General features: G+C 39.4%; 15 protein-coding genes. 3 read left to right on the top strand and 12 right to left on the bottom strand.

Annotated features, from left to right (window positions below):
- Nucleotides 1-317 precede the first annotated feature (317 nt).
- The 3 genes from SAE01_RS10725 to SAE01_RS10715 are packed head-to-tail and all read right to left on the bottom strand — an operon-like array spanning nucleotide 318 to nucleotide 2095.
- Complete coding sequence (locus SAE01_RS10725; RefSeq protein WP_147203757.1) at nucleotides 318-845, bottom strand: YceI family protein; 528 nt, start codon at nucleotides 843-845, stop codon at nucleotides 318-320.
- Nucleotides 846-884: 39 nt separating this feature from the next.
- Nucleotides 885-1595, bottom strand: a complete 711-nt coding sequence (locus SAE01_RS10720) for a pirin family protein (protein ID WP_147203756.1) — start codon at nucleotides 1593-1595, stop codon at nucleotides 885-887.
- Between the two features lie 44 nt (nucleotides 1596-1639).
- The gene (locus tag SAE01_RS10715; RefSeq protein ID WP_170234135.1) at nucleotides 1640-2095 is read right to left on the bottom strand and encodes a MarR family winged helix-turn-helix transcriptional regulator; all 456 of its coding nucleotides are present in this window, start codon (nucleotides 2093-2095) and stop codon (nucleotides 1640-1642) included.
- A gap of 186 nt (nucleotides 2096-2281) precedes the next feature.
- On the opposite strand from SAE01_RS10715, the gene ligA reads away from it, so the two are divergent.
- The 3 genes from ligA to SAE01_RS10700 are packed head-to-tail and all read left to right on the top strand — an operon-like array spanning nucleotide 2282 to nucleotide 5464.
- Nucleotides 2282-4399 carry an NAD-dependent DNA ligase LigA gene (gene ligA, locus SAE01_RS10710; RefSeq protein WP_147203754.1) on the top strand — a complete coding sequence of 706 codons (2118 nt, stop codon included), beginning with the start codon at nucleotides 2282-2284 and terminating at the stop codon, nucleotides 4397-4399.
- A gap of 9 nt (nucleotides 4400-4408) precedes the next feature.
- Nucleotides 4409-5074 carry a DUF2461 domain-containing protein gene (locus SAE01_RS10705; RefSeq protein ID WP_147203753.1) on the top strand — a complete coding sequence of 222 codons (666 nt, stop codon included), beginning with the start codon at nucleotides 4409-4411 and terminating at the stop codon, nucleotides 5072-5074.
- 12 nt (nucleotides 5075-5086) lie between these two features.
- The gene (locus SAE01_RS10700) at nucleotides 5087-5464 is read left to right on the top strand and encodes an MGMT family protein (RefSeq protein WP_147203752.1); all 378 of its coding nucleotides are present in this window, start codon (nucleotides 5087-5089) and stop codon (nucleotides 5462-5464) included.
- A gap of 60 nt (nucleotides 5465-5524) precedes the next feature.
- On the opposite strand, the gene SAE01_RS10695 is transcribed toward SAE01_RS10700, so the two are convergent.
- The 9 genes from SAE01_RS10695 to SAE01_RS10655 all read right to left on the bottom strand — a co-directional run bounded on the left by SAE01_RS10695 (nucleotide 5525) and on the right by SAE01_RS10655 (nucleotide 14196).
- The gene (locus SAE01_RS10695) at nucleotides 5525-6109 is read right to left on the bottom strand and encodes a DUF420 domain-containing protein (RefSeq protein WP_147203751.1); all 585 of its coding nucleotides are present in this window, start codon (nucleotides 6107-6109) and stop codon (nucleotides 5525-5527) included.
- Nucleotides 6110-6129: 20 nt separating this feature from the next.
- Nucleotides 6130-6864, bottom strand: coding sequence for an SCO family protein (locus SAE01_RS10690; protein ID WP_147203750.1), 735 nt, complete (start codon nucleotides 6862-6864; stop codon nucleotides 6130-6132).
- A gap of 75 nt (nucleotides 6865-6939) precedes the next feature.
- Nucleotides 6940-7392 carry a cytochrome C oxidase subunit IV family protein gene (locus SAE01_RS10685; RefSeq protein WP_147203749.1) on the bottom strand — a complete coding sequence of 151 codons (453 nt, stop codon included), beginning with the start codon at nucleotides 7390-7392 and terminating at the stop codon, nucleotides 6940-6942.
- A 30-nt stretch (nucleotides 7393-7422) separates the two neighbouring features.
- Nucleotides 7423-8103, bottom strand: coding sequence for a cytochrome c oxidase subunit 3 (locus tag SAE01_RS10680; protein ID WP_147203748.1), 681 nt, complete (start codon nucleotides 8101-8103; stop codon nucleotides 7423-7425).
- A 136-nt stretch (nucleotides 8104-8239) separates the two neighbouring features.
- Nucleotides 8240-8824, bottom strand: a complete 585-nt coding sequence (locus SAE01_RS10675) for a cytochrome c oxidase subunit 3 (RefSeq protein ID WP_246113208.1) — start codon at nucleotides 8822-8824, stop codon at nucleotides 8240-8242.
- A gap of 90 nt (nucleotides 8825-8914) precedes the next feature.
- Nucleotides 8915-9841 (bottom strand): heme o synthase, encoded by a 927-nt coding sequence (gene cyoE / locus SAE01_RS10670; protein WP_246113207.1) that lies wholly within the window; start codon nucleotides 9839-9841, stop codon nucleotides 8915-8917.
- A gap of 67 nt (nucleotides 9842-9908) precedes the next feature.
- Nucleotides 9909-11732 carry a cytochrome c oxidase subunit I gene (locus SAE01_RS10665; protein ID WP_147203747.1) on the bottom strand — a complete coding sequence of 608 codons (1824 nt, stop codon included), beginning with the start codon at nucleotides 11730-11732 and terminating at the stop codon, nucleotides 9909-9911.
- A gap of 51 nt (nucleotides 11733-11783) precedes the next feature.
- A complete protein-coding gene (locus tag SAE01_RS10660; protein ID WP_147203746.1) occupies nucleotides 11784-12914 on the bottom strand; it encodes a cytochrome c oxidase subunit II in 1131 nt (376 codons plus the stop codon).
- Between the two features lie 46 nt (nucleotides 12915-12960).
- Nucleotides 12961-14196: a quinol:cytochrome C oxidoreductase gene (locus SAE01_RS10655; protein WP_147203745.1), complete on the bottom strand. Its 1236-nt coding sequence runs from the start codon at nucleotides 14194-14196 to the stop codon at nucleotides 12961-12963.
- Between the last annotated feature and the right edge of the window lie 19 nt (nucleotides 14197-14215).

The following is a 14215-nucleotide window of genomic DNA, read 5'->3' as shown; positions in this document are numbered from 1 at the left end:
CTATTCTTTTTTTGCGACCGCCAGCCACCCTTTGGGCAACATTGTTGTGTCACTCTCTTGTACTATTTGTGCTCCAATCAGCAATTATTCAATTCCTGTAAATCTCATCTTTTTTTAACCAAACCTCCACCTGCTCTTTCCGCCACCTCTATAACAATAAATTTGCCTTCTTGTTTTACTCTTATTTTCAAAAGCGCTCAAGACGGATTTTTGAATCTGCAAAAAAGGTCTCGAAAACGTGAAAAGCTATATAAAAAATAATGAAAAGCGAGCCACGCTTTTAGTGCTGGCCCGCTTCTCACAATGTCGTTTCGCAATTACGCCTGTTTTACCATTTCCACATTCATTGCCAGTTTTACATCATCAGCTACTACCAATCCACCGGCTTCAGTTACTGCACTCCATTTAAGCCCGTACTCCTTACGGTTAATTTTTCCCGACACTTCGAATCCCATTCTCTCTTGTCCCCACGGATCCTTTGTGCTACCGTTATACTCCACCTTCAGGTCGATAGACTTTGTAATATCACGAATGGTAAAGTCACCGGTAAGGGTATATTCATCATTGCCAACTTTTTTAATGCTTGTAGACTTGAAAGTCATTTTAGGAAATTGCTCAGCGTTGAAAAAGTCGTCACTTTTTAGATGAGCGTCCCGTTGTTCATTCTTTGTATCTACGCTGTCGACATCTGCTTCAAAGGTCACTTTTGCATCACTTAAATCCTGTTCGTTTACTTCAAGCGTTGCGTCAAACTTTTTGAAAATACCTGATACTGTTGAAATCATAAGGTGTTTTACCTTGAACATAATGTCTGAGTGATCTACATCAATTTTGTAAGTTGCCATTTTTCCTTTTTTATTTATTTGATATAATTAATACGCTTCTTAAGCCACCATTGGCACATCGATCAACAATAATTCTGAGTCAGTAGTCGCTTCTATTTCAAGTTGTTCAATATCCCATATGCCCAGTGCATCCCTTTTGTAAAGGGTTTGCTCATTTATTGTAACACTGCCATTAAGAACAAAAGCGTAGACACCATTACCGGCTTTTTTTATAACATAAGAGGTAGTGAAGCCTCCTTTAAAATTGCCGAGCGAAAGCCATGCGTCCTGGTTGATCCAGGTAGCTTTATCATCATCAGGTGCTACCACAGTTTGAAATTGATTTACCCGTTCTGCAGGATCAAAACTCTTCTGGTCATACCTAGGTTCAATGTTTCTTTTTTTAGGAATAATCCAGATTTGTAAAAAGTTTGCGTCTTTGTCTTTATAATGGTTGTACTCCGAATGCTTAATGCCTGTACCGGCACTCATAATTTGTACGTCATTCACGTTGATTACCGCTTGTGTCCCCGTACTGTCTTTATGTTCTATCGCTCCTTGTAAAGGAATAGAAACGATCTCCATATTATCATGAGGATGTGTTCCAAAACCGGAACCACCTGTAATAATATCATCGTTCAACACTCTTAACATTCCAAAGTGCAATTTTTCAGGATCGTAATAATTTCCGAAGCTGAATGAATGATGACTATCCAACCACCCGAAACTGACATGACCTCTTCGGTCTGCAGCATGAAGTATCGTTTTCATAATTCTTACTTTACGTGTATATACACTTATTGAAGCAAATTTTTTTACTCCTTAGTCCTTAAGTTTTCCAGCAGGAAATTTAGCTCCGTCGCGTTCTCTTCACTCATCAACACTGTACTATTGAACAGTCCGTCCACTTTCTTATTTGCATTTTCTAAAACAGTCATGCCATCAGTTGTAAGGGTAATAACGGTTTCTCTTTTATCAATATCCGAAGTTGACCTGTCAACAAATTTCTTTGCCACCAACCGATCTATTATCCGAGGCACATTTGAATTTCGTTCTATCATTCTACCGCCAATATCTCTTACACACATCTTCTCCGGGTGCTTCCCTTTTAAAATTCGTAACACGTTGTATTGCTCATGCGTCAACCCAAACTCTTTTAATTCCTGGCTGATTAAAGTTTTGAGCCACCAGGCTGTGTACAAAATATTCAATCCCGCCTTCTGTTTCTCCGAAGTAAACTTTCCTGTCTTTATTGCATCTTCTAGTTTCACAACACAAATATATGTACATACATCTATTATTCAAAATCTTTCTCTCCATACCATCATGCCTTCATTATCTACAATTCCTGTTACACTACAGCCTAAATGTTTAGGCAACACTTGGCCCCTTCCTATTTCTTACCAAGCTCTTTTTCTGCCTAACTTTACCGGCAACTTTATTGATAATTTTACTGTATGTATTCACCAAAACAAATACTGGAATTTCAACAACTTACAAAGCAATTAGCACAGGAAAACCACACAGAAAAGGCTTTTGAAATTGTTGAGGAATTACGAAAAGTGCTTCATTTTCATGAATACCGCTATTATATCTTAAACGACCCCCTAATCTCTGATACGGAGTATGACCAATTGTATAAGCTGCTCGAAAAAATAGAAAAAGCAAACCCTGAATTAATAACTACAGGCTCTCCCACCCAGCGAGTTGGTAACAGTCTCAATGCATCATTTAAAACTGTTCGCCACCTTGTACCAATGTTAAGTTTGGAGAATAGTTACAACGCGGAGGACCTTATCGATTGGGACAGGAAAGCAAGAGAAGTGGCAAAAAAAGATGAATTGGAATATTGTGTTGAGCCAAAGTTTGACGGTGCGAGCATCTCTTTAATTTATGAAAACGATCAATTGACAAGAGGCGCCACGCGAGGCAACGGCATGGAAGGGGATGATATAACAACCAACATTAAGCAAATCCGTTCGATCCCTTTAACCGCAGCATTCTCCCTGTTTGGTGTACAGCAAATAGAGATCAGGGGCGAAATGATGATGTCGAAAAAAGCCTTTAAGCAATACAATGATCAGTTAGCCGAACAGAATATCGCTCCACTTGCAAACCCGCGCAATGCGGCTTCGGGAAGTTTGCGGATGAAAGATCCTAAAGAAGTCGGGCGCAGAAAGCTGGAAGCATTTTTATATAATGTCAGCTATTATACAAAAACAGGTGAACCTATAGACTCTGAAAGGGAAACACTACTTCAGCAGCATTCGGGCATTTTACAAATGCTCTGGAACCTTGGTTTTAGAAGTCCTTTAAAGGAAATGAAAGTGCTCAAGGGAATACAGGCTGTTATTGATTACTGCAACGAGTTTGAAGCCGTACGCGATAATCTTCCTTACGAAATAGATGGAATGGTAATAAAGGTGAACGACCTCCATTTGCAGGAGCAGATGGGCATGACAACTCATCATCCGCGGTGGGCGATTGCTTATAAATTCAAAGCCCGGCAAGCAACCAGCAAATTGCGAAACGTAGAGTTCCAGGTTGGAAGAACCGGGTCAATTACACCTGTTGCCAAGATTGATCCTGTCTTCATCAGTGGAGTAACAGTTGGTTCTATCTCGTTGTTCAACGAAGACGTGATAAAAGAAAAGGATCTCAAAATAGGTGATACAGTTTTAGTAGAACGTGCCGGTGACGTCATCCCTTATATTGTAAAATCACTGCAAGAAGTTAGAGATGGAAGCGAAACGGAAATTATATTTCCTAAAACTTGTCCTGTCTGCGATAGCGAGTTATATAAAGAAGAAGGAGAAGCTGCATGGAGGTGTGTTAATATAGAATGTCCTGCGCAAGTGGTTGAAAGAATGATCCATTTTGTAAGTAAAGATGCAATGGACATTAAAAGTTTTGGAGAAGCAAACGTTAGAAAATTTTACGAGCTCGCACTATTAAAGGATATTCCTGGTATCTATACACTTGATTTTGCCTCAATTGGAAAAATGGCAGGATTTGGTAAAAAGTCTATTGATAACCTTCAATCAGCTATTGAGGAATCTAAGCACCAGCCTCTGAACCGCCTAATCTTTGCCTTGGGCATTCGGTACGTCGGTGAAACAACTGCTAAGGTCTTAGCTAACTCAATTAATCATCTGATGGACCTTTCGAATTTTTCAGAAGAAAAACTGCAAACACTCGAAGATATTGGAGTAAAGGTGGCAAAGAGTGTTCATACCTTTTTTCAAAATGAGCAAAACATAGAGATGCTTCGACAGCTGGAAGAATTGGGCGTTGAAATGAACAACAAGAAAAACGCAGTTGTTGAGGAAGGCGGATTGAGTGGCCAGACCTTTTTATTTACAGGCACTCTCAATAAGCTAAAAAGGAGCGAAGCCGAGGAAATGGTAGAACAACACGGAGGAAAGCTTTTGGGAAGCGTAAGCAGTAAGTTAAACTACCTGGTGGTAGGAGAAGATGCAGGAAGCAAGCTGGAAAAAGCAAAGAAAATTCACACCGTGAAAATTATTAGTGAAGACGATTTCATAGCACTTTTAGAACAAAATGTAACAGCTTAAATTTTTAGAATGCTGCAACGGGAGACTCTTACTTACATAGAAAACCTGACGAAAAATAACAATAAGGCATGGTTCGATGAGAACCGCCATTTGTTTGAGGAAGCAAAGTCGGATTTTGAAACGTTGGTTAAAAACATCATTTCATCTTTTGGAAAAATTGATCCTGACATAGCACCCTTGGAAGCAAAGAACTGCATCTTTAGACAATACCGTGATGTGCGGTTTAGCAAGGACAAAACTCCCTACAAACATCACATGGGCGCCAGTTTTGACAGGGGAGGAAAGAAGTCTGGCTTTGCGGGCTACTACCTACATATTCAGCCCGGAAATAAAAGCATGGCAGGCGGCGGTATTTGGATGCCCGAGGCTGCACAATTAAAGAAAATCAGACAGGAGATTGATTACAGCTGGGAAGAGTTTGCAGCAATTTTAAATGAACCTGCGTTTAAGAAAATCTATGGCGGCTTGGAGGAAGGTGAATTTAAACTAAGCCGTGAACCAAAAGGATATGATAAAGAAAACCCGGCTATTGAAGTCCTCAAATTAAAAAGTGTGGTAGCCATTCATCCATTAACAGATGATGAACTTGTGTCTAAAGATTTGCTGAAAAAAATCGTTGCGACTTTCACTGCACTTATGCCTCTGATAAAATTTATAAACCGTTCTTTAGAATAAGCAAGCGCAGACATGAAAAAGAGTAGTGGCGAAAACAAACTTCCAGTCGTTGATGATAGCAAGCATTATTCTTTCTTTCAGAATGTGTGGGATGTTGTGAGGCAAATACCAAAAGGACGGGTTACAACTTATGGGGCGATAGCAACTTACCTTGGAACAAAATCATCGGCACGAATGGTTGGCTGGGCAATGAATGCAAGTTTTATAGTGCAGCCGAAAGTACCTGCTCAAAGAGTCGTAAATAGAAACGGAATGCTAAGTGGCAAAGCTCATTTTGCTACTCCAACACTTATGGAGGAACTTTTGCAAAAAGAAGGAATACAAGTAAAAGATGAAAAAATAATAAACTTCAAAGAAGTGTTTTGGGATCCAATTGTAGAACTGGGCTAGTATTCAATTCGTTTCAACACGGCGATAAGATTTTACCGATTTTAGAAAAGTCTACTAAAATCAGTGATAGTAAGGACTGATTAAATAATAAACAATCGGGCCTGTTACAGCTACATACAACCATAGAGGCCACGTGTATTTTGCCAACTTCTTATGCCTCTCCCATTCACCTGTAAGCGCGCGGTAAGCCGTAAATAAAATAAACGGAAGTATAATTCCAGCAAGCACAATGTGAGTTGCTAATAACAATAGATAAACAACCCTTGTACTGCCAGCCTGCAACTTCTCTTGGGCATCTAATAATCCATCATGGTTAAGATCTCCGAACTTTGCTTCTCCTGCTAACAAGTGATGCGCTATGTAGGAAACCAGGAATAAGACGGACAAAAACATTGCGCCAAGCATCACGTTTCGATGCAGCTCATATTTTCCGTTCTTAATTGCAACCAACGCTACAATAAGCAGCACGGCAACACAACTGTTTATAACCGCATTGAATTTTGCGAAAATGTGTACATCAAAACCAGGATGATAATTCAACTTAAAACTTCCAAGAGCGACAATAACCCCAAAAACTACAACGGAGAAAATCCCTATTATCCAATATGCCTTCCTATCGTTTTTTGTGAATGTAGCTTCTAACATATTTCAAATTTTCAAGGAACTTATAACGAGGATGGTTCAAATATGTTGAACTTTTTCTTTTTATCTTTTTCCAGCATAAGTAGACCTATGTCTTTTGCAAGGGTAGACAATGAAGTTGTATCTAGTCCATTATAGTACCCTCTTACTACGTAGTCCTTGTCAAGCAACACAAACTTTTGAGAATGTATAAACGACGTATCTACCCCTTCCCCATCTACTAAACCTAACTTTAATTCATTTAAAGCAAAATCATAAATAGTTTTTCTATTTCCTGTCAGCATCCACCAATTGTCGTGATCCACCCCAAATTTGTCAGCGTACCTCCTTAAAGCTCCAACAGAATCTCTTTGCGGATCAATTGAAAATGACACGAATCGAACTATTGAAGAGTCAATAACTTTCCGCCCATTTTTATTGTTGTGCGAGAAAGACTGTTGCAATCTTGCCATGTTTTTCGTCATGTACGGACAAATGGAAGGACACCGGGTAAAAAAGAAATCCGCAACAATCACCTTGTTCTGAATATCGTACAAGCTTACACTATCACCTAATTGATTAACTAAAGAAATGTTTCCCGTTTTGTGCCAAATCGTGTCGGTTGTCGTTTTACCATCTACTGTCCTGGTAACAACCGAGTCCACAAAAAACTTTCTTGGCATTACTACAGCATCTTCCCCCGTTTGTTTTAAAATAACATAGCTAACAACAGGGATGAGCGTAGCAATACAAAGTGCGAATACTGCTTTCTTATTCATGATATCTTTTATAAAAAAACCATCGCCGGATAAGCGATGGTTTATTCAGGTTAATTGTTTTTAAAATTCGACCAGTTACTCCATCGTCTCCGTGCCTGTTCTCTTCTTTTCATGTGCGCCCTTTTCATCTGCCTTTTTATCGCTAGACGGTATTTCGCTTCTTTCACGAGTATAAGCATCATAGGTGTTCCTGTTGTTCCTATAAGAATCGCCCTCGTAAAGGAAAGCAATGATGGCCCAAATCAAAAGGGACAACGGTACTAAAATCGTCATTACAAGGTTTCTTATTTCACCTTTCAAGTGCATAAAATAGGCAACGATATAAAAAGCCTTAGCAAGCATAAGTATAATGATCGCTCCTTTTAGTCCCAGCCTTCCGCCGGCACTTTCTACACCAATCATTATATATCCTAAAATCAATTCAACGATTGTAAGACCAAGTAAGATCCAAAACGTTCTCCAGATTTCCTTAGTACCGCCGTGGTTATCGTGAACCGGATCTGTTGCTATTGATGCTGAATGTTCCATACCGTTTGATTAAATTATTAATTATTTTGATTAAAGTAGGTAAAAGCAAGTGAACACAAAAACCCATACAAGATCCACAAAGTGCCAGTATAAACCCGCCTTCTCTATCATCAGATAATGTCCCTTTTTCTCGAAAGTATCAAGCAAAGTCATTATCAACATAACGATATTGATAACCACTCCGGAAAGAACGTGAAAGCCATGGAAGCCTGTTATTGTAAAAAAGAAGTTGGTAAAGTTTGTAGAAGAGCCTGTTCCATCTGAATTTGCAAAAGGATTTCTTCCCCACCAGGCACCCTCATGATGCAAATGGTTCCATTCCCATGCCTGGCAACTTAAGAAAGCAAGTCCGCCAAGTATAGTCCAGATAAGATAAGTCACCACCTTCTTTTTATTCCTTTCATGCCCTGCATGCACTGCAAGCACCATCGTAACAGAACTAACAATCAAAATGAAAGTCATGATACTCACGAAAACAAGCGGAGCATTAGTTGCTTCACCCGCGCCTGGGTAAGACTTGAAAACTTCGTTAGGATTAGGCCATCCGTTGCTGGAAAAACGTACAGTACCATATGCAATAAGAAAAGCTCCGAATGTAAAGCTGTCACTCATCAAGAAATACCACATCATCAATTTTCCATACTCCACGTTGAACGGGCTTTTACCTCCATTCCACCATTTTGTATCTACTCCTACTGTTGTTGTTTCCATGTGTTCTGTTTAAGTTTGGTATGCAAATTTATTTCCGATGTTGAAACCAACATTAAAAAAAGAAAAAGATTTTTTATCTATCAAAAAAGTTCATCTCTCACTTATCTAACAATACTTAATTGTCAGTCTACCTGCTCTAAGCACTAACGATATTAAAAAATATAAACAGGTAAATCCAAATTGCATCTACGAAATGCCAGTAGGTACTGGCAACTTCTATCGGAACTGTACTATAGTTCTTTTTCCTGCTGTTATAAGCCCTTGCAAAAAGCACAATTAAAACAACCACACCTCCTAACACGTGTAACATATGCACTCCGGTTATAACGCCCAGGAACGAGCCGGCAGGGTTACTATTACTACCAATTAATTTCACGCCATGATTTTGCAGATACTCAAACCCTGTCCATTGCAATACAGTAAATAACACACCGAGTGCTGCAGTTATTGTAATAAGAACTCTATACCTCGCCATGTTTCTGTCCTTAAAAGCCTTAGTAGCCAAAAAAATTGTTAGGCTGCTTAACAGTATCACCACGGTTGAGTACCAAAACACCGGTGGAAGCGTAAATTCAAGCCAATTGTTTCCATCATTCCGCTTAACAATATAAGCACTTGTAAAACCTGCAAACATCATTAAAATACTTGCCATACCTACCCATAATGAAAATTTATGGGGATGTATCCTTTTTCGTTGTTGATCACTCACGGTTGCCATCATCTCTTAATTTTTTATTTTTTGTTACCAGCAGTTTCACCTAACCCGACATTGTTGCGTCGCACTCTTGTACTTTTCATCCAAGAGCCACATCTAACTATTGACTTTATCAAGTAATAAGGCTAGCAAAACAATGGGCAGGTATATGTAACTGCTAAACATTACCCGTCTTGCTGCTTTTACATCCATCTGGATATATAGCCTTACACATTGCATTACCATAAATAAGTTACAGATCAATACAATCCACAAGCTTACAAAGCCACTGATATTAAAATAATAAGGCAGTATTCCGCATGGTATCATAATCAGAGCATACACTACAGACTGTAACGCAGTGAACTTTGTCGGACCTTTATCTGCCGGTAACAATTTAAATCCCGCTTTGCTATAATCGTTATGAGCTACCCAAGCAATTGCCCAAAAATGAGGGAACTGCCAGAGAAACTGTATTCCAAATAAGATCCATCCGCCCACACTAAACTCACCTGTTCCCGCAACCCAACCAATCAAACAAGGTAACGCTCCGGGAAAAGCACCGACCAACACTGCTATAGAATTGACCTTTTTAAGGGGAGTATAGATATAAGCATATAAAAATAGACTAAAGGCAGAAAGTAGTGCAGACGAAAGATTAAAAAAACGCCACATCAACACAACTCCAAGAACGCCTGCTATTAAAGCGAAAGTATAAGCTTCCTGCTGACTCATTCTCCCATCGGCGACTGGTCTCTTACCAGTTCTTTTCATCATCGCATCTGTATCTTTCTCAACAGCCTGGTTAATTGCATTTGCGCTTCCTGTCACCAACATTCCTGCAACAAATAACAATACAACCATTTTTAGGTTGTAAGTAATACCAGGCGCAAGCAAATAACAGATTACACAAGAAAAAACTACCGTAAAACTCAAAGTAAACTTGATAAGCTGAAAGTAATCTTTCACTTTAGCAGCTACCTTATAGCTCGACGATATATTTTCTGTAGTACTCATCATCTCCATCCAATCTCTCCTTTTCAAAAGCAATGCCCCGAAAACTCAGGGCATTTATATTATTTTCTGCCGGCAAATGCAGGCAGAAAGGTTATTAATGATTAACAGTCTCCCCTGCTCCAACTGGTGTTGTTTGCGCAATAAAATCTTTTCCGTCTTTACCGTAATCGTAGGCCCAACGATGTACTTCAGGAATTTCACCCACCCAGTTTCCGTGACCCGGATTAATAGGCGTGGTCCACTCCAAAGTAGTCGATCCCCAAGGATTTTGAGAAGCTACTTTTCTTCCCTTGTACATAGAATAGAAGAAGTTGAACAGGAACAACAACTGAACAGCAAATACGATAATCGCAACAATGCTTATGAAAACATTCAAACCTGCAAACATCTTAAAGCTCTCCCAGTTTGTATAGTCGTAGTACCTACGGGGCATACCCGCTAGACCTTCGTAGTGCATAGGCCAAAAGATAAGATAGGCACCGGCAAATGTCACCCAAAAGTGAATATATGCCAAGGTATTATTCATATAACGACCGAACATTTTAGGATACCAATGGTAGATACCGGCATACATACCGAAAATACCTGCCACACCCATCACGAGGTGAAAGTGAGCGATAATAAAATAGGTATCATGCAGGTGAATATCTAGCGCTGAGTTACCTAACCAAATACCTGTCAATCCTCCTGATATGAACATGCTTACGAAACCTATTGAGTAAAGCATAGCTGGCGTAAACCGAATGTTTCCCCTCCAAAGCGTTGTAAGCCAGTTGAAGACTTTTATCGCGGACGGCACGGCAATAAGTAGAGTTAGCAAGACGAAGAACGATCCAAGGAAAGGGTTCAAACCAGAAACGAACATGTGGTGCGCCCAAACAAGAAACGACAGTATTGCAATAGCGAACAAAGACCCGATCATCGCCATATAACCGAATATCGGTTTACGGGAATTTGTACTTAAAATCTCTGAAACCATACCCATTCCAGGAAGAATAATAATGTAAACTTCTGGGTGGCCAAGGAACCAAAATAAGTGCTGGTACAGAATAGGACTTCCTCCCTCATTTGGAAGGGCTCCGATCCCGTTCACAAAAATATCACTGAGGTAAAAACTAGTTCCGAAATTCCGATCAAAAATCAGCAGGATAAAACCTGATAATAACACAGGAAATGATAACACACCTAATACTGCAGTAAAAAAGAATGCCCAAATCGTCAAAGGAAGACGAGTCATGCTCATTCCTTTTGTACGCATATTTAAGATGGTAGCAATATAGTTTAGACCACCTAATAACTGCGAAACAACAAATAGTGCCATACTAATCAGCCAAAGATCCATACCGGTTTTTGAGCCGGGTGAAGCTGATCCCAGAGCACTTAAAGGAGGATAAGCCGTCCAACCGCCACTGAAAGGACCTGTCTCTACAAATAAAGAAGATAGCATTATAAGGGCGGAGGTAAAGAAGAACCAATAGCTTAACATGTTCATGAACGGTGATGCCATGTCCCTTGCACCAACCTGCAGAGGTATGAGAAAGTTCGAGAAGGTACCACTTAATCCCGCAGTTAATACGAAAAACACCATTACCGTTCCGTGAATAGTCACCAAAGCATAGTACGCTTCAGCAGTAATATGTCCGCCCTTTGCCCAATGACCTAATAGAGTTTCAAGGATTGGGAAGTTTTGGTCAGGATATGCAAGTTGAATTCTAAAAAGAACTGACATCAAACCACCAAGTACCGCCCATGTCATACCTGTTATAAGAAATTGCTTCGCAATCATCTTATGATCCTGGCTAAAAATGTACTTAGTTATGAAAGTTTCGTGATGGTGATGAGCGCCATGACCATGGTCATCGGCGCCGTGAATAGTTCCGTGTGAGGTCCCCGTATGTACAATCTGCTCGTTACTCATACCATAAAATTTTTTACTCAAACCTTTGCAGGCTACAATAATATTTGCTTCTTATTTCAATTTACTATTCTGATTTCCACTAGACATTGGTGTAACAGACGCCGTGGTCACCTTTGCAGCACTATCAGGCGAAGAAGACGGTGCGCCTCCGGGTGCAGGAGGGGTAGCAGACGGATCTTTTTCAGGAAAAGCACCATAATAATATGGTTTCTGCTTTGCGATCCATGCGTAATATTCATCTTCCTCAACCACCTCAATTACCCCTTTCATTGAGTAGTGACCTGCTCCACATACCTGATCACAAGCAATCTCATATTGAAAATTAGAATTACCAGTTTTTTCTTTCATCTCAGCTGTCGTAAACTTTGGCGTAAACCATAATGTGGTAGGAATTCCCGGAACAGCGTCCATCTTCAAGCGAAAATGAGGAAGACCCACATCATGTATAACGTCTCTTGAACCTATTATCAATTTTACAGGTCGGTTTTTGATTACGTACATTGTGTTATCTGCAACAATATCATCGAAAGTAGCAGGATCAGCTTTTTGGTTTAGCTCTTTATTATCTGCCCAAATTAAACCGAGGTTATTATTAGAAGGATCTATATTCCTAAAATATTTTTTGCCAAATTGGTTATCCTTACCTGGGTATCTAAAGATCCAACCAAATTGTTTCCCGGTAACTTCTACTATTAAAGCATCCTTCGGCGCATCACCAGTAAAAATAAACCAGTTACGAAGACCAATTACAACTAGTATAGAAAGAACAATGGCAGGGACTACAGTCCAAACAACCTCCATTGTGTTATTATGAGGAAAGAAAAAAACTTTTCTCTTGTCGCTTTCCTGGTATTTATAAGCAAACCAAAATAAAAGTATCTGGGTAATGATGAATACAATACCTGTTACAGCAAGTGTGATATGCAACATCTCATCTACTTTCTCCCCCTCTTTAGACGCGCTCTCGTGCAACACCCGGCCTCCTAAAATCTCGTGGCAATAATAAACGCCCACCAAACCCAGGACTAAGAAAGCTATCATCAAAAAGCCATTGATCTTGTTATTCTGCTTTCTGCTCTTTTCCTCTCCTTTAAGTATAGCAACGTACTCACTTGCCTTCGCTATCTGGAAGATAACGACGAACAATAAGATGAGAACGGCAATGATAAAAAATGTTGACATAGTTGCTTCTAATATTTTCTATTCTATAAATAAGTCTTTTCTACCGTTACGTATGATGAATAATGCTCTCTTTTAAGAAAGGATGATTTTTAGGAATTAAAGGAACTTTTGCCAGCGCTTTTCCTACAAAGAAAATTAGCATTCCTACATACAATGCAGCTATTCCGAAATCTAGCCAACCTAGCGTTACATGATCTCTTGAAATACTAGCCATTACCATTTGGTTGAAATCCATCCAATGTCCAAATATGATAAGTACTGCCATAAAAGCCATTACTGTGTAATTCCTCTTTGAATTTTTCGTCATCAAAATTAGTAACGGACAAAGGAAATTAATCACAAGATTTAGATAATAAACTCCTTTCCAAACTCCCTCCTTTGTTCTTGGTTGAAAATAGGTTGTTTCCTCTGGTTGGTTGGAGTACCAAATCAACATATATTGGCTAAACCAGAGGTAAGTCCAGAAGATAGAAAACGCAAACATGAACTTGCCTATATCATGTAAATGCTCATCATTCGTATATTCTAAATACCCCTTGTTTTTTAAGTAAATAACAAAGAGTGCTATTAAAGCCATACCTGTAACAAAAGAACTGGCAAAGGTGTACCAGCTATACATTGTGCTGTACCAATGAGTGTCAATACTCATTAGCCATAACCACGGAGTTGTAGAACCAACAGTCAATCCAAACCATACTGTAAACAGGGCGGCAATAACTGTGTTTCTCACTATCCAGCGATTTCCTTGTTCTGGGTTCATTGACGTTTCATCACTTTCCTGCGAAAGCTTTCTCATTCTCATACCGAGATAACTCCAAAGTCCAATTGAAAGGAGGGTCCAGATAACAAAAAAAGGAGGATTTAAGAAGCCAGTCTTTTTAAGGATAATCTGATCGTTTCCCGGAATCCGCCAATGATAGATAAGATTGTGATCGCCATGATTTAAACCAAAAACAATAAAGAAAAGAATAAAGATTGCGATTAAACCAAAAATAGGTACTACAGCAGAAATCGCCTCGGGCACCCTTCTAAAGGTGACCTGCCAGCCTCCATGGGCAAGTGTTGTAACGCAGATAAAAAACATGCTGGCATTACAGATCAATAAAAAGAATATACTGTTGTAAAGCAAGGTACCCCAGAAAATAGCTTGCTGATGTTCATCACTGCTTAGTCCTTTTGTAATAAAACCAATAATAAAAGCAAGGATACCTACGCCCATTAATCCTATTGACCAGGTTTTCATATTCCCCGATACTTCAAATTGCTCTCTGTTAGATGCCATTATAATATTTTTTGATTGC

The sequence above is a fragment of the Segetibacter aerophilus genome, from assembly GCF_007991655.1.
GTDB lineage: Bacteria > Bacteroidota > Bacteroidia > Chitinophagales > Chitinophagaceae > Segetibacter > Segetibacter aerophilus.
The sequence above is the reverse complement of the archived record's forward strand: the minus strand, read 5'-3'. Positions and strand labels throughout refer to the sequence as shown.